Consider the following 23451-nt stretch of genomic DNA (forward strand, 5'->3'; position numbering starts at 1 on the left):
GAATAAATAGATATGAGTCTAGTAAGTCCTTGACTTATATGCCTTAGGTCGCGAAATTTGAGTGAACTAATTGCCGATTGTGCGTCGGTTTGAAGCCGTACTCACTGCGCTTGCAGAGGGGGCCTTGCTTTGTTAGTTGGTTTAACGTGGCCTCCGTCGAGGTGGTTTGCCCGGAGGCTGGGTTACGGAAGGCTCTGCGAGGAGGCGTGATTGGGCTCTATCCCTAAAAGACGGCGCACAGGAAATGGCAATCGGATCAAATATACGAAGGGGTGAACTACATGTGGAGCTGGGACCAAGGACGGCTTGATTATTTTCAGTTCGATAATCTCAAGAAGCTCGCTAAGCTTGCCCTCAGCGGTGACCTTCGTCTTATGGATCGTGGCGAACTGGTTGCAGGGACGGGCCTGCCTTTCCTTCCCGACAACGAGAGATACAAGCCGTGGAGGAACTACGGCCGAGTTTTTCGTTCGGCTTTGCTCTGTGTTCCCGAAGAGGGAGGTGGCTCAAAAGCCACGAAGGTTGCAAAGGCTCTTGCTGCTGATGGCAGCACTACAGCAGACGAGTATTTTCATTATTTAAGCGAGTCTTATTCTGATCCATCCCCAGCGTTGCACAATTGGGATCACTCAGCATCTCTGCGGTACCCGCTGCTGTTCTCTTTAAAATACCTACTGGCTAGAGCTGCGATTGGCCTAACTGAAACGACGATTACTCAGATCATCGCAGCATATGCTTACTCTGGTTTTGTTGGTGACGAGGACCAGTCAAGCTTCATTGAGCTAATTAATGTAGATCATGACATGGGAGCCGTTGGTGAGCATCGGCAGGCGGCTGAAAGTATACGTGTTATCGCTCAGATATCTTATTTGTCGCTTGATCGCAGAGCTGTAACTGTCTCCCTTTCGAGAGAAGACGCCGGTAATATATTTCAGCAGCTTTCGCCTATCGGGGGTGAGCATCTTGAGAGTGCCGCAGAAGAGATACTGAGGATCACGGACCTTTTTCCTTCAGCTGTCGATGAGCTGGAGCTTGATTACGCGACTACGGCAGTAAGCGATGTTGAGGAAGCAGGGTTCTCCGTCGTCAGCTTCGCAGAGGGCGTCAAGACGAGAAAAACACACATCGTAATTGAGCGTAACAGCAAAATCCGGTCAGAGTTTTTTAAATTTTATCCTGTTTCGATCTGCGATTTCTGCTCGCTGGACACGGCTCATCGATATCCCTGGGTATCCCGGGTGCTAGATGTGCATCACCTTCTCCCGTTGTGCTCTGGTTCGAGAACGTCCAGAGATGGTACGATGCTCAATGATCTTGTGGCTGTGTGCCCCACTTGTCATCGGGCTGTCCACCGGTACTACGACTGCTGGCTGAAAGAGCAGGGACAAAAGGACTTCCTCGACGCTGAGCAGGCAAGGGCCGTCTACGAAAAAGCAAAGAAATTACTTACCACGGGTACCTGATGCAGATGCCAAAACCGGCCAAAATCGACGTCACTCATCCTTATGATGCTCAATCGGAGCTGATTGGAGCTGCAGATGAGCGAGAGGATATTCAGTCCGTCATGGCAAGCGTTGGAGCAACAATTGACGACCTGGTATATGCCAACAGCCGCTCGTTGCGCTGGACGGGGGATAAGCCTCCTGCATTGAGTTCTTTCCAACCCATAGCGAAAGGGGTTCCCATAGTCTCGTTTTTTACTGGCTGTGGAGGCATGGATCTTGGCTTCGAGGCGCTCGGGTTCGAGCATAAGGCGGCCTTTGAATTCAACGAGATTTTTTGCAAAACCTTGCGCGTCAATCGTCCGAAATGGAGCGTCTTTGGGCCTCCGTATCATAATGGTGATGTCTCTAAAACCGATGAAATCGTCGAGCAGCTTGCTCCTCTGATTGGCATGCCTTTTGACGGTGTCTTTGTCGGAGGGCCACCCTGTCAACCGTTCTCGATCGCAGCGAACCAACGCTTTTCAAAGTCTGGCGATAACTTTAAGCGAGTTGGCTTTGCGCACGAAAAGAACGGCAACTTGTTGTTCGACTTCGTAAAGCTAATCGCTCACTTCCGTCCAGCGGTTTTTGTCATCGAGAATGTTCCCGGGCTCCGTGATCTGGATGGAGGAAAGCAGCTGGGTGAGGCAATCAAAATTCTAGAGAAAGCGGGTTATTGTGTTGTTGAACCTGAGGTTTGGGATGCTGCGGATTACGGAGTGCCTCAGTATCGCCAGCGGATGTTTGTGGTTGGGGCTAGGGTCGGTGGTGAGTTTCAGATGCCGGAAAAAAGGGAGCATATCGGCGCCGGCAGTGTGCTTGCTGAGTTGCCGCCTGAGCACCTGGAAAATCATGAGACTCGTAAGCACTCTATTGCTTCGGTGTCACGATATCGCACCTTGGATTACGGGAAGCGTGATCAGCTTGGGAGAGTGGATCGCCTCACGCCAACCAAGCCTTCAAAGACTGTAATCGCGGGCGGTACAAACGGAGGTGGGCGCTCACATTTACACCCCGAGATACCGAGAACGTTAAGTGTTCGAGAGTGTGCGCGTTTGCAGACATTTCCAGATGACTACAGATTTGTCGGGCCGACGGCAAGGCAGTTTACGCAGGTTGGAAATGCGGTGCCTCCTCTACTTGCCGCGACGCTCGCGAAGCAAGTAGCTCTTGCTTATTTTTCTTAGGTAATCTGGCTTGGCGGCTATGCGCGGCATTCTATAGTGTCGCCTGCTGCTGTCTTTGTTGATGCATTGCAACACCCTTGTGCTCAAAGGCTTTTCTAACGAATTGCCACAACCTTTCCCTTGTCTCCTTCATTACAAGCAGCGACAGACAGGCTTCCTGTCGCTGCTTGCTCAATATGCCGGCTCCACCACTCCATCATTGGTCTGCGGCGCTCGACGTAGTCAGCCCTGTTGTAAGCGCTACGGACTTCGTTCTTGTCCACATGTGTCAGCGCGACTTCGATGAGCTCCGGATCAACCCCGTATTCATTGAGAACGGTGCTCGCAATAGAGCGCATGCCGTGGCTGACCAGGGATGCTGGGGGTTAGTGTTGCTAGATGGGCTGGTCGGCTTTGGAGTCCTTCCACAAGTCAAGCATATCTGCCCACTGCTGCATCATCTCTGCTCGATCGGCTAGATACTCCGCATGGTTGTAGGTGCGGCGAACCGTGTTCTGCTCGGTGTGCGCTAGTTGACGTTCGATCCAGTCTGCTGAGTAACCTAGTTCGTTCAGTCTGGTGCTTCCAGTAGTTCGAGTGGCGTGAGGGCTGTATTTGCCTCCCCAGCCAAGTACGTTGAGCATCTGGCGAAATGATGCGGAAACCATGGGTCGAGTGCGGACATCTCTGTGGGGGAAAAGATGTGCATATTTCCCTGTTATTGGTTGCAGTGCTTTTAGCATTGCTACTGCTTGCCTGGGCAGTGGCACGGTGTGGGGCTTACGCTTTTTCATACGCTCGGCCGGTATGCACCATAGGGCCTTCTCTAGGTCGAACTCAGACCACTCGGCTTCCACCGCTTCGTTTGGGCGGCATAGGGTCATCCACATCAGCATGAAGGCACAGAGGGTTTCGTGTCGCCCACCGTGGGAGTCGACATCTCGTAGGAGCTGGCCAATTTCTTCTGCAGACAATGGTCGCTTATGCTGGGTCTTATTTGCGGGCACTGCTTTGCGGACGGGGTATACAGGGTCGGAGTCGGCTCGAAGGGTGGCGATAGCGAGTTCGAAAACGCCAGACATGCTCCGTTTTGCCTCGGCGGCAACGGATGGCCCATTGTTTTGTGCCGCAGTTTTGAGTACTTCTAGAATGTGCGCGGGTTTGATGTCCTTGATTGGCAGTTCGCCAATTTTGGGAAACACGACTCGCTCAAGCATTTTGAGGCGTCTGGACTTGGTTATCTCCTCCCAATCCTTCAGTGACAGCCATTCGTGTGTAACGGCTTTGAAGGTTATGGCTCGCTCATGGTCACGTTTGATGCGCTCTTGCTGCCTGTAGTGAGCCGGGTTGATTCCTTGAGCCACTAGCGAGCGAGCTTTCATGCGTTCTTCACGGGCTTCTGAAAGGGTAAAGCTTCGTCCTTTTCGGCGTTCCTCCGCTTGCCCGTGTGTCTCGCCCTTGGGAGGCGTCACATAGCTGCCAATGGCGAACAGACTCTCCTTTCTGATTCCTTCTGAGTTCAGCTCGAAACGGTAGCGCCAGGCTTTAACTCCGTTTGGTTTGACTTCGAGGTAGAGGCCATTCCCGTCAGTAAGTTTGTAGGCTTTTTCCCTAGGTTTCGCAGTACGGCATTGGGTGTCAGTTAGTGCCATGGCTGATCCTTTCGTCATACCCGGTGATAAAAGAGGATGGGCTTAATCGTACCCGGTAGCGTACCCGGTTATGACATGGATCGTATAGTCTATTGGTGGACGCTATTGGAAAAGAAAAACCCCTTGATGCGGTATAAATCAAGGGGTTTTGTGTCCATTAGGATCCGATAGGATCTTAATGTCTGCTCAGACGTTGAAGCGGAAGTGCATCACATCGCCATCTTTGACGATGTACTCTTTGCCTTCCAGGCGCCACTTGCCGGCTTCCTTGGCACCGCTCTCGCCGTTGTACTGAATGAAGTCGTTGTAGGCGACCACTTCGGCGCGGATGAAGCCCTTCTCAAAGTCGGTGTGAATAACGGCAGCCGCTTGCGGCGCGGTGGCGCCGATCTTCACGGTCCAGGCGCGGACTTCCTTCACGCCAGCGGTGAAGTAGGTCTGCAGGCCCAGCAGCTCGTAACCGGCGCGGATCACGCGGTTCAGGCCAGGCTCTTCCATGCCCATGGTTTCGAGGAACATCTGCTTTTCCTCGTCGTCATCCAGTTCGGCGATTTCTGCTTCGATCTTGTTGCACACCGGCACCACCACGGCACCTTCTTCGGCGGCGATCTCACGCACCACGTCCAGGTGCGGGTTATCCTCAAAGCCTTCTTCGGAGACGTTGGCGATGTACATGACCGGCTTGTTGGTCAGCAGGTGGAAACCCTTGGCCAGCTGGCGCTCTTCCGGGCTGAGGTCTTTCAGCAGGGAGCGGGCGGGCTTGCCGTCTTCAAAGTGCGGGATCAGCTGTTCCAGCAGCGCCTTTTGCGCTACGGCTTCCTTGTCGCCACCCTTGGCGTTGCGGGCAACGCGCTGCAGCTGCTTCTCGCAGCTTTCCAGGTCGGCGAAAATCAGCTCCAGGTCGATGGTTTCGATATCGCGGCGCGGGTTGACGCTGTTGGAGACGTGAATCACGTTCTCGTCTTCAAAGCAGCGCACCACATGGGCAATGGCGTCGGTCTCGCGAATGTTGGCCAGGAACTTGTTGCCCAGGCCTTCACCTTTGGACGCGCCTTCCACCAGACCTGCGATGTCGACAAATTCCATGCTGGTCGGGATGACCTTCTCGGGCTTGACGATGGCGGCCAGGGCGTCCAGGCGGGCATCGGGCATGGGCACCACGCCGCTGTTGGGCTCGATGGTACAGAAGGGGAAGTTCTCGGCGCCAATGCCGGCCTTGGTCAGGGCATTGAACAGAGTGGATTTGCCGACGTTGGGCAGGCCGACGATGCCGCAGTTAAAACCCATGGTGTTGTCCTCTGCCGATGGTTCGGCGCAATGAGATTCAGGCCTTGAAGCTGTGCAGGCGTTGCATGACGGCGGTCCAGTTGCCTTCGATCATGCCGGGCAGTTCGCCAATGGCTTCGTCGATGCAGGCATCCAGTGCGTCCTGCTCGGCGCGGGGCGCTCGCCCCAACACAAAGCCGGTCACCTGCGAGCTGTGGCCGGGGTGGCCAATACCCAGGCGCAGGCGGTGAAATGCGTTGTTGTTACCCAGTTTGGCGATGATGTCGCGCAAACCGTTGTGCCCGCCGTGTCCGCCACCTTTCTTGCACTTGACCACGCCCGGCGGCAAATCCAGCTCGTCGTGGGCAATCAGAATTTCTTCGGGTGCAATGCGATAGAAGCTCGCCAGCGCGGCAACAGCCTGCCCGCTGCGGTTCATAAAGGTGGTGGGGATAATCAGGCGAACATCCTGACCGGCCACGCTGATGCGTGCAGTCAGGCCAAAAAACTTGCTCTCCGGTCGCAGGCTGGTGTTGTACCGTGCGGCCAGGCGCTCAACAAAAAGGGCGCCAGCGTTGTGGCGGGTCAGTTCGTATTCCGGACCGGGGTTTCCCAATCCTGCAATCAACTTGATTCCCTGCGTCACAACGGGCGCCCCTCTTCAGAAGTCGTACGGGAGATTACTCCGCGGACTCCTCGCCTTCGGCAGCCGGCGCGTCGTCAGCAGCGGCAACGCGAGCAGCGTGAACGTTGGCAACCGGCAGGTCGTGGTCAGCACCCTGAGCCAGAACCGGAATGCTAACGCCTTTCGGCAGTTTCAGATCAGACAGGTGAACGATCTGGTTCAGATCAACGCCAGCCATGTCGACTTCGATGAACTCCGGCAGGTCTTTCGGCAGGCAGTTCACTTCAACGTCGGTCATGGTGTGGGAGATCACGCCACCGCTCTTCTTGACGCCAACGCAGCTGTCTTCGTTGATGAAGTGCAGCGGAACGTGGACGGTAACTTCGTGGCCAGCAACAACGCGCAGGAAGTCAGCGTGCATGATGACCGGCTTGGCCGGGTGACGTTGCAGGGCTTTCAGCAGCACGTCTTCTTTCTTGCCGTCGATGGACAGCTTGATGACGTGGGAGTAGAAAGCTTCGTTTTCCAGCGCTTTTTTCAGTTCGCGAGCTGCCAGGGCGATGTTTTGCGGAGCCTTGTCGCCACCGTAAACGATTGCCGGGACCAGATCAGCGTTACGACGCAGGCGGCGGCTCGCACCTTTCCCCAGGTCGTTACGCGCATTCGCATTCAGAGAGAAGTCGACCATTGTAGTCTCCTTGCTAATTCACCCGGGCACTTGCGACCAGTGCGTCGAGCGAAGGGTTGTGCCCTTGTTGGGCGTAAACCAGCGCGGGTTCCTTAACGGAACATCGCGCTGATGGATTCTTCGTTGCTGATGCGGCGCATGGCTTCGGCCACAATCGGGGCCATATCCAGCTGGCGGATGCGCTCGCAGGCTTCAGCGGCCGGGCTCAGCGGAATGGTGTTGGTCACCACCAGCTCATCCAGCACGGAATTGGTAATGTTCTCGATCGCCTTGCCCGACAGGATCGGGTGTGTGCAGTAGGCATAGACCTGGGCGGCGCCGTGGTCTTTCAGGGCCTTGGCCGCGTGGCACAGGGTGCCGGCGGTATCGACCATGTCATCGACCAGTACACAGGTGCGGCCTTCAACGTCACCGATGATGTGCATCACTTCAGACTGGTTGGCCTTGGGGCGACGCTTGTCGATGATCGCCAGGTCAACGCCGAGGCTCTTGGCAACGGCACGGGCGCGAACTACGCCGCCGATGTCAGGCGAGACAATCATCAGGTTGTCGAAGCGTTGATCCTGAATGTCGTCAATCAGTACGGGCGAGCCGTAGATGTTGTCGACCGGGATATCAAAGAAGCCCTGGATCTGGTCAGCGTGCAGGTCAACGGTGAGCAGACGGTCAACACCAACGGTGTCGAGCATGTCGGCTACTACCTTGGCGCTGATGGCCACACGGGCCGAGCGCGGGCGACGGTCCTGACGGGCGTAGCCGAAGTAGGGCACCACTGCGGTAACGCGCGACGCGGAGGAGCGACGCAATGCATCGGCCATGACCACCAGTTCCATCAGGTTGTCGTTGGTCGGTGCGCAGGTGGGCTGAAGAATGAAGACGTCCTTGCCGCGTACATTTTCGTTCAGTTCAACGTTGACTTCACCGTCGCTGAACCGGCCGACGGTAGCGTCGCCGAGCGGAATGTGCAGTTGACGCACGACGCGCCGTGCCAGATCGGGGTTGGCGTTCCCCGTAAAAACCATCATCTTGGACACGCAGCATTACCTTTTTGGGTAGCGGTCTGGGCGGAAGATTCAGATCTGCGGGAATGCCGGGGGAGGCCTCAACCAGTCAGACATGAATCTGTTCTGTACGTGATTGCTGCCGGAGAGAAAAATGGCAGGGGCGGCTGGATTCGAACCAACGCATGGCAGGATCAAAACCTGCTGCCTTACCGCTTGGCGACGCCCCTGTATCTGTCCGGATGCACGGCTGCATCCGTCATGCTTGCTTTTGCAGTTCGCGGTGTAACGGTGAAACGTTACAACCTCTTGCTACAAAACTTCGCAGTGTGGCTGGCAACCGGGCGCGAACTTTATCAGCTTCGCGTTCGTTTGGGAAGGCCCCAAACAAGCAACTGCCAGTCCCGGTCATCTTAGCCTCACAATATTTGTTTAGCAAGATCAACGTGTTACGAATTTCAGGGTAACGCGTTGTGACAACCGGCAAGCAGTCATTCCGACCACCGACCTCACGGAAGGCCGCTAATGTAATGGGCGATGTATCGCGCGTCAACCTCTGGTCGGAAAAAATTTCTGCGGTGCTGACGTGACAGGCCGGCGCAACCACCAGAAACCAGGGTTCATCCAGCTCGACCGGGGTCAGTTTTTCGCCGACGCCTTCGGCCCAGGCGGCCTTGCCGTGCACGAATACCGGCACGTCGGCGCCCAGGCGGATGCCCAGCTCGGCCAGTTGCTCAAGGCTCAGGCCGGTTTGCCATAACTGGTTGAGACCCAGAAGCGTTGTGGCGGCATCGGAGCTGCCGCCGCCAATGCCGCCGCCCATGGGCAGAATCTTGTCCAGGCGAATGTCGGCGCCGAGCTGGCAGCCGCTGGCTTCGCGCAGCAGGCGCGCGGCGCGGATGATCAGGTTGTCCTCGGCGTTGACCCCGGCCAGCTCGGTCAGCAGGTTCAGCTGCCCGTCTTCTCTCGGGCTGAAGTGCAGGGTGTCGCCGTAGTCGAGAAATTGAAACAGAGTCTGCAGTTCGTGGTAGCCATTGGCACGGCGACCGGTGATGTGCAGGAACAGATTCAGTTTGGCGGGGGCGGGCAGGCTAAGTGTGGTGCTGTTCATTCGTTGAGGCCTGGTTTCCATTCGGTGACCACCAGGGTCAGCAGCAGGTCGTGACCGGAGATTTGCAGACGTTGCGGCAGCTGCACGCCGTTTACCTGCTGGTAGCGGCTGTATTCGACGGTCCAGCCGCTTTGGCTGAGACGGCCAAGGCGGCTGCTGCTGTCCAGTTGCAGGTTGCTGGGCGAATCCGGTGCCGGCAGGCCGCGTACCCACCAGAGCAGATGGTCGACCGGCAGGCGCCAGCCAATTTGCTCCTCTACCAGCTGTTCGGCGGAGTCGGCGGTGACGGGGGCGCGACCGGCGATCTCCAGTGTGGTCTGCTGGCGGTCGCCCTGGATGCGCGTGGCGCCGCGGCCGAGCGGGCCGGACAGGCGGATATCGTAATAGTGCTGACGCTGCAGCCAGAACAGGGTGCCGCTGCCGGACTCCTGCGGGCTGCGGATGCCCAGCTTGCCCTGCAAAATCCAGCTGTCGATGGGCTCGACGCTGCTGCGGTGGGTTTTCCAGGCGGCTTCGTCGCCGCCCAGTTCGAGGGTTTCGCGTTGATGCAGGCTGCTGCAGGCAGTCAGGGTCAGCAGCAGGCAGGCCAGTAGGGTGCGGTGCAGCAGGGGCATGGCTTATTCGGCTTCCAGGCGGTCGCGGGTGGCGGGGATCAATTGGCTGTCGGGGCTGTGTTCCAGCGCCTCGCGCCAGACCTTGCGGGCTTCGCGTTTCTTGCCCTGGCGCCAGAGCACCTCGCCCAGGTGGGCGGCGACTTCCTGGTCCGGGTAGGCGGCGTAGGCGTCGCGCAGCAGGGCTTCGGCACGGTCCAGGTCACCCAGGCGGTAGTAGACCCAGCCCAGGCTGTCCTGAATGGCGGGGTCGCTTGGGTCCAGTGCGGCGGCGCGCTTGATGAGGTCCAGCGCTTCGTCCAGGCGTTCGTTGCGGTCGGCCAGGGTGTAGCCCAGGGCGTTGAGTGCCATGGCGTTGTCCGGCTCGCGGGCGATGATGTCGCCCAGGTCTTCTTCCAGGCCGCGCGGATTACCGAGCATTTCATGCAGCATGGCGCGGCTATAAAGCAGGTTGCTGTCGTTGGGGTAGGCCTGCAGGGCGGCGTTGGCCTGCTGGATGGCCAGCTCCGGATGGGCCGGGAGCAGCGCTTCTATTTCTATCTGGAACAGGGCCAGGCCATGTTGCGGGTGCTGGTAGCGATCCTGTTGCAGTTGTGCTTGCAGGGCGGCTGGGCGCTCCTGTTCCAGTAGCAGGCGGGCTATCTGCACCCTTGAGGTGAGCAGTTCGGTGCCGTTGTCGATGCTCTGCCAGGTCAGCAGGGCGTCTTCAGGACGGTCTGCAGCCAGATAGGCGTTGCCCAGATGGTAGCGTGCGGTATTGTTGCCCGGCGCTAATTGCAGCGTGTTTTGCAGGTGGATGACGGCGTCGCTGGCGTGTCCGAGTTCCAGTTCGATCAGGCCGAGAGAGAGTTGCAGGTCGGGCTCGTCGGGGTTGTCGCGGGCGAGCTTCTCGTATTGTACTCGGGCTGCTTCAAAGTCGGCTTCGCTGACCAGAGTGCGGGCCAGCATGAGACGCAGGCGCGTGTCATCCGGAAATTTCTCCAGCCCGCGGTAAAGAATGTCGGCCGCCTCCTCGCTGTCATACTCGGCCACCAGGCGGCTGTGCAGCAGGATGGCGGGCGGTGCATCGTCGGTGCGCGGATGATCTTCCAGCAGCGCCAGTGCTTCAGTGCTGCGGCCGGCCTGCTGCAGTAGCAGGGCTCGGGCGAACACCAGTTGGGTGTTGTCCGGGAAGCGCTGGGTCATGCGCTCGAGGCTGTCGAGTAGCGCGTTGCGGGTGGTCGCATCGGTATCGGCCGCGGCCAGAGCAAGAAAGTCGAAATGGGTTTCACCATGCAGCTCCAGCGCACGCTGCATCATGTCCATGGCCTGCTCGTGGCGACCGGTGCGGGCTAGGTGAATGGCCGCTGAGCGCAGGGCTTCCGGGTCCTGCGGTGCGACCTCTACCCATAGGCGGGCCATCTCCAGAGCTGCGGGCTCGTTGCCCAGAAACTCTGCCACGCGCATAGCGCGTTCACTAATGCCGGCGTCGCGGGTGCTGCGGGCCTGGCGCAGGTAGTTGTCCAGAGCCAGATCAAAACGGTTGCGTTGCCCGGCGATCTCGGCGGTCAGCAACTCGTACAGGGTGTCCTGCTGGAAGCGGCCGTAGGTTACCGGGGTATCGGTTTCCGGTTCTTCGATGGCGGTTGGCGCGGTGCTGGGTGCGGCTGGTGCAGAAGGCTTGGACAGGCTGGTGCAGCCACCGAGCAGCAGTCCGGCGGTGAGCAGGGCGGGCAGGGTTGACGCGGAAAACACCTTCATAGGAAATCTCATGCGGAACGGTTGACCTGCCTTGCTGGCGCCGGCGGGCGCCTGACGGCAGGGCTCATCATGACACAGGCGTGCGGGCAAACCCAGCGGCTGGCAGAGGCCTGCGCGGCGATCTGTCGCCGGTGCCGAGCGTCGCTGCGGGCATCTGGCGATTGATTGGCTTGAACTAACATAGGACAATTGCACGTTTTTGGCAGCAGCTCCGTTCTCGCAATACGAGGCATCATGGGTTTCATTGCACTGGGCATCAATCATCGGACCGCAGGGGTTGAGGTACGCGAGCGCGTGGCCTTTTCGCCCGAGCAGCTGCCCGATGCCCTGCAGCGCCTGCGCGCCGAGGCTGGCGCTGACGAGGTCGCTATCCTTTCTACCTGCAACCGCACCGAGCTGTACTGCGCTCAGGATCGGCTCGACGCCGAGCGACTGGTTGATTGGGTGGCCCGCTTTCACGGTATGACCGCAGATGAGATTCGCCGTTCCAGCTATTTGCATCAGGACGCTGGCGCGGTGAACCATATGATGCGGGTTGCGGCCGGGCTGGATTCGCTGGTGCTGGGCGAGCCGCAGATTCTTGGGCAAATGAAGGACGCCTGGCAGACGGCGCGTACTGCCGGCACTCTCGGCCCCTATCTGGATCGACTTTTCCAGAGCACCTTCAGCATGGCCAAGCAGGTGCGTACCGATACGGCGATTGGTGAAAACCCGGTGTCGGTAGCCTTTGCGGCGGTGAGCCTGGCGCGTCAGATCTTTGCCGACCTGCGCCGCAGCACCGCGCTGCTGATCGGCGCTGGCGAAACCATTGGGCTGGTGGCCCGTCACCTGTTCGAGCAGGGCGTAGGCCGCATTATCGTTGCCAACCGCACCTTGCAGCGGGCTGAGTTGCTGAGCGAGCCGCTGGGTGGTCAGGCCATCGTATTGACGCAGATCCCCGACATTCTCGCCGAGTGCGACGTGATCATCAGTTCAACCGCCAGCCCGCTGCCGATTCTCGGCAAGGGGGCCGTGGAGCGGGCGCTGAAGCAGCGCCGGCACAAGCCGATGTTCATGGTCGATATTGCGGTGCCGCGGGACATTGAGCCGGAGGTGGGCGACCTGTCTGACGTCTATCTGTACACCGTCGACGATCTGCACGAGGTGATCGAGGAAAACCGGCGCTCGCGTCAGGGCGCGGCCGAGGCGGCTGAACGGCTGATTGAGCTGGGTACTGGCGAGTTCATGCAGCGCCTGCGTGGGTTGGCGGCAGTAGATGTGCTGCGCAGCTACCGGCAGAAGGCGGAGCAGACCCGTGACCTGGAGCTGCAGCGCGCTTTGCAAAAGTTGCAGCGCGGCGCGGATCCGGCGCAGGTGATGGCAGAAATGGCGCGCATGCTGACCAACAAGTTGCTGCACGACCCCAGCGTGCAGCTCAAACAGATGACGGCGCAGGGCCGGGTGGAAGCCCTGGCGCTGGCCCAGGAACTCTTTGCACTGGGCGACAGCGCACCGGGCAATAGCACCACCAAGGCACAAGGCGACTCATGAAAGCATCCCTGTTGAACCGGCTGGACGCCCTTGGCGAGCGTTTTGAAGAATTGGCAGCGCTACTCAGCGACGCCGAGGTGATCAGCGATCAGCCGCGTTTTCGCAGTTACTCCAAGGAGTACGCCGAGCTGGAAGGCACGGTTAAATGCTACGCCCAGTGGCGCCGGGTGCAGGACGACATTGAAGAGGCGCGCAGCCTGCTGAAAGACAGCGATCCCGACCTGCGCGAAATGGCTGAGGACGACCTGGCAACCAGCACGGCGCAACTGACCGAGCTGGAAGAAGAGCTGAACCGCCTGCTGTTGCCGAAAGACCCGAACGACGACCGCAACGTGTTTCTGGAAATTCGCGCAGGCACCGGCGGTGATGAAGCGGCGATCTTCTCCGGTGACCTGTTCCGCATGTACAGCCGCTACGCCGAGCGTCAGGGCTGGCGCGTCGAAGTGTTGTCGGAAAACCAGGGCGAGCACGGTGGTTATAAAGAAGTTATCGCCCGCGTCGAAGGGCAGTCGGTGTATGCCAAGCTCAAGTTTGAGTCCGGTGCGCACCGTGTACAGCGGGTGCCGGAGACCGAGTCGCAGGGGCGTATTCACACCTCCGCCTGCACCGTGGCCATCCTGCCGGAAATGGATGAGCAGGCCGAGATCGAGATCAATCCGGCTGACCTGCGCGTAGACACCTACCGCGCTTCCGGGGCTGGCGGCCAGCACGTCAACAAAACCGACTCGGCAATCCGCTTGACCCACCTGCCGACTGGCATCGTGGTCGAGTGCCAGGACGAGCGCTCGCAGCACAAGAACCGCGCCCGCGCCATGAGCCTGCTGCAGGCCAAGCTGGTGAATCAGCAGCGCGACGCGCAGGAGAAGGAGCTGTCCGACACCCGCCGTTCTCTGGTGGGCTCAGGGGACCGCTCCGAGCGTATCCGCACCTATAACTTTCCGCAGGGCCGGGTGACCGATCACCGCATCAACCTGACCCTCTACAGCCTGGATGAAGTGATTACCGGCAACCTCGATAACGTGATCGAGCCGCTGCTGCGTGAGTACCAGGCTGATCAGCTGGCAGCGCTGGAGTCGGCATGACGCCGACCCTGGCCGAGCTGCTGGCCAGCATTGAGCTGCCTGACTCGGATAGCGCGCGGCTCGACGCTGAGTTGCTGCTCTGCCATGTCATTGGCAAACCCCGTACCTACTTGCGTACCTGGCCTGAGCGTCGACCGGACGCCGACCAGCTGCGCCAGTTCGAGCAGCTCCTGAGCCAGCGCCGTAGCGGCGTGCCCGTCGCCTATCTGCTGGGCGAGCAAGGCTTCTGGAGTCTGCAATTGCAGGTTAGCCAGAGCACGCTGATTCCGCGTCCGGATACCGAACGGCTGGTCGAGGTGGCGCTGGAGCTGGGGCCGCAGGCGGCAGCCAGCGTGCTTGACCTGGGTACCGGCACAGGCGCCATCGCCCTGGCGTTGGCAGTTGAGCGCCCGTACTGGCAGCTCACCGGGGTGGACCGCGTTGCTGAGGCTGTGGTGCTAGCGCGTGGTAATGCCGAGCGTCTGCAGATTGGCAACGCCAGTTTTGTGTGCAGCGACTGGTTCAGTGCGCTGGCCGGGCAGCGCTTTGACCTGATTGTCTCCAACCCGCCTTACATTGCCGCAGATGACCCGCACCTGCAGCAGGGTGATGTACGCTTTGAGCCGGGCAGTGCACTGGTTAGCGGTGCTGACGGCCTGGATGATATTCGCGGCCTGGTGCAGCTGGCGCCTGATTACCTGCAACCGGGCGGCTGGCTGCTGTTTGAGCATGGCTGGCAGCAGGCCGATGACGTTGCGCTGCTGCTGGCTGAACGCGGATTTGAGCAGATTGAGAGCTGGCGCGATCTGGGCGGCCAGCAACGGGTGACCGGGGGGCTATGGCGTGGATGATCAACAGCTGTTGCGCTACAGTCGGCAGATTCTGCTGCCGCAAATTGACATCGAAGGTCAGCAGCGACTGCTGAACAGTCGCGTGCTGGTGGTCGGTGTGGGCGGGCTGGGCTCGCCGGTGGCCTTGTATCTGGCCGCTGCCGGGGTTGGCCAATTGCTGCTGGCGGACCCGGACCAGGTGGACTTGAGCAATCTGCAGCGGCAGGTCATTCATCACGCCGCGGATATCGGCCGGGACAAGGTAGCCTCGGCGGCCGAGCGGGTAGCGGCCATCAACCCGCAGGTCGAGTGCCGGCAGCTGCCCTCGGCGTTGGCTGGCGCTGCGTTGCAGCAGGCGGTGGGAGAGGTGGATCTGGTGCTCGACTGCTCCGACAATTTTGCCACCCGCCATGCGGTCAATGCCGCCTGTGTGCAGCTCGGCAAGCCTCTGGTGTCAGGGGCGGCGATCCGTCTGGAAGGGCAGCTCAGTGTGTTTGACCCGCGCCGTGAGGATAGCCCGTGCTACCAGTGCCTGTACGGTGAGGGTGATGAGCAGGCGCTGAGCTGCAGTGAGGCTGGCGTGGTTGGGCCGCTGGTTGGGCTGGTTGGCAGCTTGCAGGCGCTGGAGGCGCTTAAACTGCTGGTCGGCTTTGGTGAGCCGCTGGTTGGGCGTTTGCTGCTGATCGACGCGCTGGACTCCCGCTTCCGCGAGCTGCGCGTGCGTCGCGATCCGGCCTGCAACTGTTGCGGAGCCGCCGCGTGAGTGCGCCGATTGGGGTATTCGATTCCGGGGTTGGCGGGTTGTCGGTGTTGCGCGAGATTCGCCGCCTGCTGCCCGATGCGGACCTGCTCTACGTCGCCGACAGCGGTCACGTGCCCTATGGCGAGAAACCACCCGAGGCGATCCGCCTGCGCAGCCGGCGTATCGCCGAGTTTCTGATTGCCCAGGGTGCCCGTTCGCTGGTGCTGGCGTGCAACACCGCCACGGTGGCGGCGGTGAACGAGCTGCGCGGTACGTTCGATATGCCCATCATCGGTATGGAACCGGCCGTCAAGCCGGCTGCCTGTGCCACCCGCAACGGTCGGGTAGGCGTGCTAGCCACCACCGGCACACTGCAAAGCGCTACCTTCGCCGCTTTACTGGATCGCTTCGCACGCGATGTGCAGGTGCTATCGCAGCCCTGCCCGGGGCTGGTTGAGTGCGTGGAGCGTGGTGATCTGCAGGGGCCGCAGGTGCGGGCCTTATTGCAGCAATACCTGCAGCCGCTGCTGGCGGCCGATTGTGACACCCTGATCCTCGGCTGCACCCACTATCCTTTCCTCAAGCCCCTGCTTGGTCAGTTATTGCCAGCCGGTATTAAGGTTGTCGATACCGGTGAGGCGGTGGCCCGTCAGGTGCAGGTGCGACTGACCGACAGTGGCTTGCTGCGTGAGACTGGTGGCGCGACGGTCGGTTTCTGGAGCAGTGGTAGTCCGCAACAGATGCAGGCGGTGTTGCCAGCGCTCTGGGGCAGCCCCGGGGTGGTTGCCGCCCTGCCGGTTTGAGTCGGTGCGGTACAGGAAGACCTGTTGGGAGAACTTTGCGTTATTTCGCAGTCTATTCTGCGTGATTTGTCGATAAATAAGGAAGAAGACGCCATGAGACGTTCGTTGATAATCGGAAGTATGCTGTCGATTATGGCTTGTAGTTCATCCGTGTACGCTGTGGATGGCATTACCCTGGAAGGGGGTCACACCAACGAGTCGACCGACACCCTGCGCCTTGGTCTGCAGTTCGACTTTGGCCGCACCCTGTGGCAAAGCGATGGCGGTGGTGCCGTGCTGGGTGGTTACTGGGACGCCGGTTACACACACTGGAGTGGGCTGGACTCGGATAGCCTGAGCCTGACTCCGATGTTTACCCTGAGCTTCCCGGGCAACGGTGGTGTCACGCCGTTCCTGGAGGCGGGTATCGGGGCTGCAGTGTTCAGCGAGTCCGACCTGGATAATCGCCGTGACCTGGGCTCCAATTTCCAGTTTGAAGACCGCCTCGGGGCGGGCCTGCGCTTTACCTCGGGTGCTGAAGTCGGTCTGCGTTACTACCATTACTCCAACGCCGGTATCGAAGAGCCTAACCAGGGCGTCAACAAGGCGGCTGTTTACTACCGTCACCCCATCTGATGGGTATCAGGAAGCATCGCCTCGATGCTTCCTGGCCAGTTGCTGCATGCGGTACTGTTCACGGTAAAGGTGGGCGAACCCGTGCAGCACGGGCATCACCAGTGCCCAAATCCCGCCAAGCAACAACGCCGTGTTCATTTGGCCCAGCGGCAGGCTGACCTCCGCCAGGCGCGCGCCGGCCAGGTAACTCAGTGGCCCGCCAATCGCCCCCAACAGCGCTGCACGCCAGATTGGCTGGGCGGTCCAGCTCAGGCAGTGATTGAGGGTAGTCGCCAGCAGTGCCCACAGCAATACCAGCCAGAGCGGCACCAGGGTCTCTTGCCCGGCGAACTGCAGCACGCCCAGTTGCAGCAGGAATGAATCCAGCGCTGCCCCGGCCAGCATGACCGACACCACCAACTTGCCTTCGGCAGCCCAGCTGCTGGTCCAGAAAAAATGCACCAGCAGCGCCACCACGGGTACCGCCAGCCAGATGCTGGTGCCGCCTAGTACACAGGCTAACCAGCCAAGCTGAAAGAGTACGGCGTTGGCGATCAGTCGCCGATCAGGCATATCAGCCTCCCAAGTAGGTTGCTCCGGGGCGGGCATCGGGCTTGCTGAGCAGGATTTGAGCAGTGCCGATGCCACGTTCGCGAAAGCCCCCTTCGCAGTAGCAGAGGTAGAACTCCCACAGCCGGAAAAAGGCGTCATCATACCCGAGTTGTGCCAGCTCTCCACGGTAGCGCTGCAGGTTGTGGTACCAGTGACGCAGGGTGCGCGCGTAGTGCAGGCCGATATCTTCCAGATGCAACATGGCAAGGTCGGTGTGCTTACGGGTCAGTTCGCCAATGATGCTGACGGAGGGCAGGGAGCCGCCCGGGAAGATGTAGCGCTGAATGAAGTCCACGCTGCGGCGGGCCTGTTCATAGCGCTGGTCGCGAATGGTGATGGCCTGCAGCAGCATGAGGCCATCGGGCTTGAGCAGCGCGGCGCAGGCTTTGAAGTAGGTGGCAAAGTAGGCATGCCCGACGGCCTCGACCATTTCGATGGAGACCAGCTTGTCGTACTGACCTTCCAGCTCGCGGTAGTCCTTGAGCAGCAGGGTGATGCGATCCTGCAGGCCGGCCTGGGCGATGCGCTCCTCAGCCAGGCGGTATTGTTCCTGCGATAGCGTAGTTGTAGTCACCTTGCAGCCATAGTGTTGCGCCGCATAGATCGCCATGCTGCCCCAGCCGGTGCCAATCTCCAGCAGATGATCCTCGGCGCTCAGTTCCAGTTTGCGGCAGATGTGCTCCAGCTTGTTGAGCTGGGCTGCGTGCAGATCATCGCTGCCGGGTGCAAAGAGTGCCGCCGAGTACATCATGCTGGGATCAAGCAGACGCTCGAACAGGTCGTTGCCCAGATCATAGTGAGCGCTGATATTGCGCCGTGAGCCGCTGAGACTGTTGCGGTTGAGCCGGTGCAGCCATTGCAGGGCGGGTTGTCCGAGCCGTGCCAGGCCGGTCTCCATGGCGTCCAGCACATCAAGATTGCGCACAAACAGGCGGGTCACGGCGGTCAGGTCTGGGGTGCTCCACATGCCCTGAAAGTAGGCCTCGCCGGCACCGACGCTGCCGTTGCAGGCAATTTGCCCCCAGGCGGCCGGATCATGCAGGCGGATCTCGGCGTGCAGGCCGTCGTGATCGGGCTGACCAAAGTCCAGGCTTTCTTCCTCAAGATGCAGGCGCAAGGTACCGCGCTGCAGCAGGCGTAGCCGTGCCATCACGGCCTGACGGCACAGCTTCTGCAGCCAGCCCTCACGGTCTTGCGCCGTGCTGCAGGTCAGTTCAGGTCTGCTCGGTTTCATGTCCGGACTCCTTGCGCGGATGCGCCGCCACCGATTGTGCGGCGGGTGCATGGTCAAACAACGGTATACCTTTGAGCAGCAGGCGCAGGGCCTGCCAGTAGATGCCACTGACGGTGCGTAGCACCATGAAGGGAAAGCGCAGCGTCTCGCGCCGCAGCAGCGCAGGGCTGAGCGGCTGGCGTTGCAACCCCATGCTGGCGTCGAACAGGCGCTGGCCGTCCTGATGGTGTTCTATGCGCACCTGCAGGCGCCTGGCCGGCACGCTGAAGTGCATGTGGTACTCGGCTTCGCGGGGTAAAAAGGGGGAGACGTGAAAGCGCTTGGTCAGGTTGAAATGCTGACGCTGCTGCTCGGGGTCTGCTTCCAGCAAATAGCTGAAGCGCTCTCCCCAGGGGGTATTGGTGACTTCGCAGATGATGGCGCGCAGCTGACCGTTGAGGTCATGGCAGTAAAAGAATGAGACCGGGTTGAACAGCATGCCAAAGCTGCGAATCTGCGTGAGCAGCCGCACTGGGCCGTCTAATGTCAGCCCCAACTGCTCACGCACCAGGCGCTGGGCGCAGGCCTTCAGGTCCTCCTGCGGCCGGCGTTCAGCCCGCAGGTAGTCGCGCTCGGCAAAGCGCATGGGTGACCACCAGCGGCCGCTCCAGAGCGCACTCAGACCGAATACCTTGGACTGCTCGTCGAGATCGAGCAGCAGCAGGGTGATCCGGTAGCGGAACTGATGCCCGCGCGGCAGGTGCCGGCGATGCTGCAGTTGGCCGCTGTAGAGCGCGCTGGCGAGGCTCATCAGAGGCTCTCTCCAAAGTGCGCTGCAACGCGCAGGGCGCTGATGACGCCGTCCTCATGAAAGCCATTGGCCCACCAGGCGCCACAGAAGAAGGTGTGCTGTTCACCCAGCAATGACTGCCATTGTTGCTGGGCGGCACTGGCTGCCTGGCTGAACTGCGGATGGGCATAGTTGAAGCGCGCAAGAATGCGTGCCGGATCAATTTGTTCGGTCTGGTTGAGGCTGACGCAGAAGGTTTCCGGCGCTTCAATGCCCTGCAGGATATTCATGTTGTAGGTCAAGGCGGCCGGCTGTTCGGTGGAGGCACCGAGGCGGTAGTTCCAGCTCGCCCAGGCCCGTTTGTGGCGTGGCAGCAGGCGGGTGTCGGTGTGCAGCACCACGTCGTTGTCGGCATAGCGAATGGCACCCAGAATCGCCTGCTCAGCTTCGCTGGGCTGCTCCAGCAAATGCAGGGCCTGGTCGCTGTGGCACGCGAGTATCACGCGGTCAAAGCGCTCCTCGCCCTGACGGCTGAGAATGCTGACGCCCTGTTCGTCGCGGCGAATGCGCTGAACTGGACAGTTCAGCCGGATGCCCTTGGCGAAGCCGGCGCTGAGCGCCGGGACGTAGCTGCGTGAGCCGCCCTCGATGACCCGCCACTGAGGCCGATTGCTGATCGACAGCAGGCCGTGGTTGTGGAAAAAGCGAATAAAGAAGGCCAGCGGAAAGTCCAGCATGTCGCGCAGCGACATCGACCAGATTGCTGAGCCCATCGGAACGATGTAGTGGTCGATAAAACGGCGGCTGTAGCCGCGCTGGTGCAGGTACTGGCCCAAGGTTTTGTGGCTGCCTGCCTCGGGCTTTTCCAGGTCGGTCAGCGCTTCACGGTTAAAACGCAGTATGTCGGCCAGCATGCGCAGAAAACCGGGCGAGATCAGGTTGCGACGCTGGGCGAACAGGGTGTTGAGGTTGTTGCCGTTGTACTCCAGCCCGCTGCGTGGGTCGCTGACTGAAAAACTCATTTCGGTTGGCTTGGAAGCCACGCCCAGTTGGTCAAGCAAACGAATGAAGTTGGGGTAGGTCCAGTCGTTGAAGACAATGAACCCGGTGTCGATGGCGTAGCGCTGCTGCGCTACGTCGACATCGACCGTGTGGGTATGGCCACCAATCCAGTCGTTGGCTTCAAATAGGGTGATGTCGTGGCGACGCGACAGCAGATGCGCCGCCACCAGGCCGGCTATACCGCTGCCGACAACGGCAATGCGCATCAGTTGATCTCCTGCTCAGTTGTGGCCTCTGGCTTGCGGCGGCGCCGCGTCAGCGTTATGCGCAGCCAGGCGGGGAGCGCTGCGATCAGGCGCAGCATGGCGATAAAGCGGCCGGGGAAACTGATCTCCCGTTGCCCGCGTTCCAGGCCGCGCAGGGTGCGTCGGGCCGCCTCCTTGGCGCTTAGGCGCATGGGCATGGCGAAGTCGTTGTTGGCGGTGAGCGGCGTGTCGACAAAGCCGGGGCTGACCAGGCTGACTGCCACGCCCTCATTGGCCAGGTCCAGCTCCAGTGACTGCACTAGGTAGCGCAGAGCCGCCTTGGAGGCGCCGTACGCTTCGGCGCGCGGCAATGGCAGGTAGGTAACGCTGCTACCCACTACCGCCAGGCGCGGTTCGTGGCCACGGCGCAGCAGGGGCAGGGCGGTCTCAATGCAATTGGCGGTACCCAGAACATTCACCCGCATGACCCGCTCCATCAGGCTGGCGGAAAAGCGTGGCAGCTCCATGTACTCGCAGGTGCCCGCATTGAGAATAGCCCAGTCCAGGCCGCCCCAGGTGGCGTCCAGCCGTTCGCCGGCCTCGCGCACGGCGTGAATGTCGGTCAGATCGGCGGTGATGACCAGGATCTGCTCAGGGTAGCGCTTGGCCAGGGCCCGCAGCGGCTCACGGCGTCGCGCGGTGAGAGCGATCCGGTGGCCCTGTTCGGCCAGTTGCTCGGCCAAAGCAAGGCCAATGCCGCTGGACGCGCCGGTAAGCCAGATTCTGCGTTGATGGTTCATGTCAGTCGTCTCTTGAGTAAGCGTATGAGGCTGCCGAGCAGGGGGATGTGCTCGTACAGCAGTGCGCCCGCGTCGTAATGGTCTCGATGTCGAAAGACCTTGCCGTTGCGGAACCACACCTGGCTTACGCCCGGTACGCTGACTTCGCGTCCGCCGGCCAGTCGGGGGTGGCGGTAGTACAGGGTCCAGCACAGCAGCGCTTGCTCATCATCGATTGCCGAGCATTGGCTGAAGTCGAAGCGCACGCTGCTGAGATTGCTGTAGAGATTGGCGCAGTAGTCTGTCAGCGCCGTTAGCCCTCGCAGCTCGTGCAGCGGGTCGGTGAAGTGCACGTCAGGCTGGTACAGCTCGCCCAGGCGCGCAAGGTTGTCGCGGTCCAGGCTGGCAAAGCCGTGGGCAAAGGCGTCGATCTGCTGCTGGCTGATCATGCGGTTTCTCCTGCCTGGCGGAAGGCGTCGATAGCGCGTTGCCGGCTGCTGCGGAGATCGACGATGGGGGCAGGGTAAGTATGGTCGCGGGAAAGCAGATCTTCCTGCGGCGGCAGGTGGATGTCGCGCGCGGCCAGCTCTGCCAGCTCCGGTAACCACTGGCGGATAAAGCTGCCATCGGGATCGCATTTCTGTGACTGGCTGACCGGGTTGAATACCCGGAAGTAGGGCGCGGCGTCGGTGCCGGTGGAGGCACTCCACTGCCAGCCGCCGTTGTTGGCGGCCAGGTCGCCGTCGATCAGGTGTTGCATGAACCAGCGCTCGCCTTCGCGCCAGTCGATCAGCAGGTTCTTGGTCAGGAACATCGCGCTGACCATGCGCAAGCGGTTGTGCATCCAGCCGGTTTCGAGCAGCTGACGCATGGCCGCGTCCACCAGCGGGATGCCGGTGCGACCTTGCTGCCAGGCGGCGAGGCCGTCGGCGTCTGTGCGCCACTGCACCACTTCGGTTTCCGGGCGGAAGGCGCGATGGCGCGATACCCGCGGGTAGCAGACCAGGATGTGTTTGTAGAACTCGCGCCAGAGTAGTTCGTTGATCCAGCTGACCGCGCCCCGGTTGCCGCCGTCAAACTCACCCCGGTTGACGCGCAGCGCCGCGTGCAGGCACTGACGGGGTGACAGCACGCCGGCGGCGAGGTAGGCAGACAGGCGGCTGGTGACATCCAGGTCAGGGCGGTCGCGGTCCTCGGCGTACTCTTCCAGTAGCTCGGCGCAGAAATGTTCGAGGCGCTCAAGGGCTGCCTGTTCGCCGGCAGGCCACAGCGCTTGCTGATCCTCGGAGGGGCATTCGAAGGCGTCGAAGCCTGCCGCTGGCGGGTCGCTGTCCAATGGCAAGGCGGTTTGGCGTTCGGGTGCCGGCAGGCAGTCAGGTAGCTGGCGATGCAGCGCCTTGTAGGCCTGCTTGCGGAACTGACTGTATACCTTGTACATGGTACCGCTCTGTGTCGTCAGGCTGCCCGGCGCAAACAACAGCTGATCGGTGTAGCGCTGGCAGCTGAGGCCGGCGTCAGCAAAGACCGCGGCTGTGGCGTCGTCGCGAGACTGTTCGTGCAGGCCGTATTCGTCGTTGAAGTGAAGGCTGCCGACCTCCAGTTCCTGGGCAAGCTTGAGAAGCTGGCTGGGGCAGTCGGCCCAGCTGTCGGCGTGCAGCACGCGCAGGGGGATGTTGCGCTCAGTCAGCTGTGCTTGCAGGGCGATCAGGTTGCGCCGCCAGAAGTCGATCTTGATGGGGGCATCGTCGTGCGCGCGCCAGTCGTTGGGCGTGACCACGTATACCGCGACTACCGGGCCCTGCTGGCTGGCGTGCCAGAGCGCGTGATTGTCGTGCAGGCGCAGGTCGGTGCGCAGCCAGCACAGTTGCATAGGCTGGCTCATGAGCGGGCTCCGCTGGGCTGGGTG

23 protein-coding genes, 1 tRNA gene and 1 pseudogene are annotated in these 23451 nt (G+C 60.8%); 8 read left to right on the plus strand and 17 right to left on the minus strand.

Annotated features, from left to right (window positions below):
* Nucleotides 1–281 precede the first annotated feature (281 nt).
* The gene (locus tag HV822_RS12170) at nucleotides 282–1463 is read left to right on the plus strand and encodes an HNH endonuclease (RefSeq protein WP_238870353.1); all 1182 of its coding nucleotides are present in this window, start codon (nucleotides 282–284) and stop codon (nucleotides 1461–1463) included.
* On the plus strand, nucleotides 1463–2671 hold the full coding sequence (locus HV822_RS12175) for a DNA cytosine methyltransferase (protein ID WP_238870355.1): 1209 nt from the start codon (nucleotides 1463–1465) through the stop codon (nucleotides 2669–2671). Before HV822_RS12170 ends, HV822_RS12175 begins: the two co-directional genes overlap by 1 nt.
* A gap of 95 nt (nucleotides 2672–2766) precedes the next feature.
* Here HV822_RS12175 and HV822_RS12180 read toward each other — a convergent pair.
* From HV822_RS12180 to HV822_RS12225, 10 genes and pseudogenes are all read right to left on the minus strand, one after another.
* Nucleotides 2767–3024 (minus strand): annotated as a pseudogene (locus tag HV822_RS12180) (integrase); the annotation flags it as partial.
* 21 nt (nucleotides 3025–3045) lie between these two features.
* On the minus strand, nucleotides 3046–4302 hold the full coding sequence (locus HV822_RS12185; protein WP_238870356.1) for a tyrosine-type recombinase/integrase: 1257 nt from the start codon (nucleotides 4300–4302) through the stop codon (nucleotides 3046–3048).
* A 186-nt stretch (nucleotides 4303–4488) separates the two neighbouring features.
* Nucleotides 4489–5589: a redox-regulated ATPase YchF gene (ychF, locus tag HV822_RS12190; protein WP_238870359.1), complete on the minus strand. Its 1101-nt coding sequence runs from the start codon at nucleotides 5587–5589 to the stop codon at nucleotides 4489–4491.
* 37 nt (nucleotides 5590–5626) lie between these two features.
* Nucleotides 5627–6202 (minus strand): aminoacyl-tRNA hydrolase, encoded by a 576-nt coding sequence (gene pth, locus HV822_RS12195; RefSeq protein ID WP_238873597.1) that lies wholly within the window; start codon nucleotides 6200–6202, stop codon nucleotides 5627–5629.
* A 46-nt stretch (nucleotides 6203–6248) separates the two neighbouring features.
* Nucleotides 6249–6881, minus strand: a complete 633-nt coding sequence (locus HV822_RS12200) for a 50S ribosomal protein L25/general stress protein Ctc (RefSeq protein ID WP_238870361.1) — start codon at nucleotides 6879–6881, stop codon at nucleotides 6249–6251.
* Between the two features lie 92 nt (nucleotides 6882–6973).
* Nucleotides 6974–7915: a ribose-phosphate pyrophosphokinase gene (locus tag HV822_RS12205; protein WP_083726082.1), complete on the minus strand. Its 942-nt coding sequence runs from the start codon at nucleotides 7913–7915 to the stop codon at nucleotides 6974–6976.
* 122 nt (nucleotides 7916–8037) lie between these two features.
* Nucleotides 8038–8112: transfer RNA gene (locus HV822_RS12210), tRNA-Gln, on the minus strand.
* 29 nt (nucleotides 8113–8141) lie between these two features.
* The gene (gene ispE / locus HV822_RS12215) at nucleotides 8142–8993 is read right to left on the minus strand and encodes a 4-(cytidine 5'-diphospho)-2-C-methyl-D-erythritol kinase (RefSeq protein WP_238870363.1); all 852 of its coding nucleotides are present in this window, start codon (nucleotides 8991–8993) and stop codon (nucleotides 8142–8144) included.
* A complete protein-coding gene (gene lolB, locus HV822_RS12220) occupies nucleotides 8990–9607 on the minus strand; it encodes a lipoprotein insertase outer membrane protein LolB (RefSeq protein WP_238870365.1) in 618 nt (205 codons plus the stop codon). The genes ispE and lolB overlap by 4 nt, the downstream gene beginning before the upstream one ends.
* Nucleotides 9608–9610: 3 nt before the next feature.
* A complete protein-coding gene (locus HV822_RS12225; protein WP_238870367.1) occupies nucleotides 9611–11344 on the minus strand; it encodes a tetratricopeptide repeat protein in 1734 nt (577 codons plus the stop codon).
* 234 nt (nucleotides 11345–11578) lie between these two features.
* Here HV822_RS12225 and hemA point away from each other — a divergent pair, with 234 nt between their 5' ends.
* The 6 genes from hemA to HV822_RS12255 all read left to right on the plus strand — a co-directional run bounded on the left by hemA (nucleotide 11579) and on the right by HV822_RS12255 (nucleotide 16925).
* Nucleotides 11579–12874, plus strand: a complete 1296-nt coding sequence (hemA, locus tag HV822_RS12230; RefSeq protein WP_238870369.1) for a glutamyl-tRNA reductase — start codon at nucleotides 11579–11581, stop codon at nucleotides 12872–12874.
* Nucleotides 12871–13956 (plus strand): peptide chain release factor 1, encoded by a 1086-nt coding sequence (gene prfA, locus HV822_RS12235; protein WP_238870371.1) that lies wholly within the window; start codon nucleotides 12871–12873, stop codon nucleotides 13954–13956. Before hemA ends, prfA begins: the two co-directional genes overlap by 4 nt.
* The gene (gene prmC / locus HV822_RS12240; protein WP_238870372.1) at nucleotides 13953–14786 is read left to right on the plus strand and encodes a peptide chain release factor N(5)-glutamine methyltransferase; all 834 of its coding nucleotides are present in this window, start codon (nucleotides 13953–13955) and stop codon (nucleotides 14784–14786) included. Before prfA ends, prmC begins: the two co-directional genes overlap by 4 nt.
* Nucleotides 14779–15528, plus strand: coding sequence for a molybdopterin-synthase adenylyltransferase MoeB (gene moeB, locus HV822_RS12245; protein WP_238870374.1), 750 nt, complete (start codon nucleotides 14779–14781; stop codon nucleotides 15526–15528). Before prmC ends, moeB begins: the two co-directional genes overlap by 8 nt.
* A complete protein-coding gene (murI, locus tag HV822_RS12250) occupies nucleotides 15525–16310 on the plus strand; it encodes a glutamate racemase (RefSeq protein ID WP_238870376.1) in 786 nt (261 codons plus the stop codon). The genes moeB and murI overlap by 4 nt, the downstream gene beginning before the upstream one ends.
* 150 nt (nucleotides 16311–16460) lie before the next feature.
* The gene (locus HV822_RS12255) at nucleotides 16461–16925 is read left to right on the plus strand and encodes an acyloxyacyl hydrolase (RefSeq protein ID WP_238870377.1); all 465 of its coding nucleotides are present in this window, start codon (nucleotides 16461–16463) and stop codon (nucleotides 16923–16925) included.
* Nucleotides 16926–16931: 6 nt separating this feature from the next.
* Here HV822_RS12255 and HV822_RS12260 read toward each other — a convergent pair whose 3' ends face one another.
* The 7 genes from HV822_RS12260 to phrB are packed head-to-tail and all read right to left on the minus strand — an operon-like array spanning nucleotide 16932 to nucleotide 23415.
* On the minus strand, nucleotides 16932–17477 hold the full coding sequence (locus HV822_RS12260) for a DUF2878 domain-containing protein (protein WP_238870380.1): 546 nt from the start codon (nucleotides 17475–17477) through the stop codon (nucleotides 16932–16934).
* Between the two features lies 1 nt (nucleotide 17478).
* Nucleotides 17479–18750 (minus strand): SAM-dependent methyltransferase, encoded by a 1272-nt coding sequence (locus tag HV822_RS12265; RefSeq protein ID WP_396264876.1) that lies wholly within the window; start codon nucleotides 18748–18750, stop codon nucleotides 17479–17481.
* Entirely contained in the window at nucleotides 18731–19540 is an 810-nt protein-coding gene (locus HV822_RS12270) for a DUF1365 domain-containing protein (protein ID WP_238870382.1), read from the minus strand. Before HV822_RS12270 ends, HV822_RS12265 begins: the two co-directional genes overlap by 20 nt.
* The gene (locus tag HV822_RS12275) at nucleotides 19540–20787 is read right to left on the minus strand and encodes an NAD(P)/FAD-dependent oxidoreductase (protein ID WP_238870384.1); all 1248 of its coding nucleotides are present in this window, start codon (nucleotides 20785–20787) and stop codon (nucleotides 19540–19542) included. The genes HV822_RS12270 and HV822_RS12275 overlap by 1 nt, the downstream gene beginning before the upstream one ends.
* The gene (locus HV822_RS12280) at nucleotides 20787–21566 is read right to left on the minus strand and encodes an SDR family NAD(P)-dependent oxidoreductase (protein ID WP_238870386.1); all 780 of its coding nucleotides are present in this window, start codon (nucleotides 21564–21566) and stop codon (nucleotides 20787–20789) included. Before HV822_RS12280 ends, HV822_RS12275 begins: the two co-directional genes overlap by 1 nt.
* The gene (locus HV822_RS12285; RefSeq protein ID WP_238870387.1) at nucleotides 21563–21994 is read right to left on the minus strand and encodes a nuclear transport factor 2 family protein; all 432 of its coding nucleotides are present in this window, start codon (nucleotides 21992–21994) and stop codon (nucleotides 21563–21565) included. The genes HV822_RS12280 and HV822_RS12285 overlap by 4 nt, the downstream gene beginning before the upstream one ends.
* Nucleotides 21991–23415, minus strand: coding sequence for a deoxyribodipyrimidine photo-lyase (phrB, locus tag HV822_RS12290; protein WP_238873599.1), 1425 nt, complete (start codon nucleotides 23413–23415; stop codon nucleotides 21991–21993). Before phrB ends, HV822_RS12285 begins: the two co-directional genes overlap by 4 nt.
* Nucleotides 23416–23451: the final 36 nt, after the last annotated feature.

Source organism: Halopseudomonas maritima (assembly GCF_021545785.1).
Taxonomy (GTDB): Bacteria; Pseudomonadota; Gammaproteobacteria; order Pseudomonadales; family Pseudomonadaceae; genus Halopseudomonas; species Halopseudomonas maritima.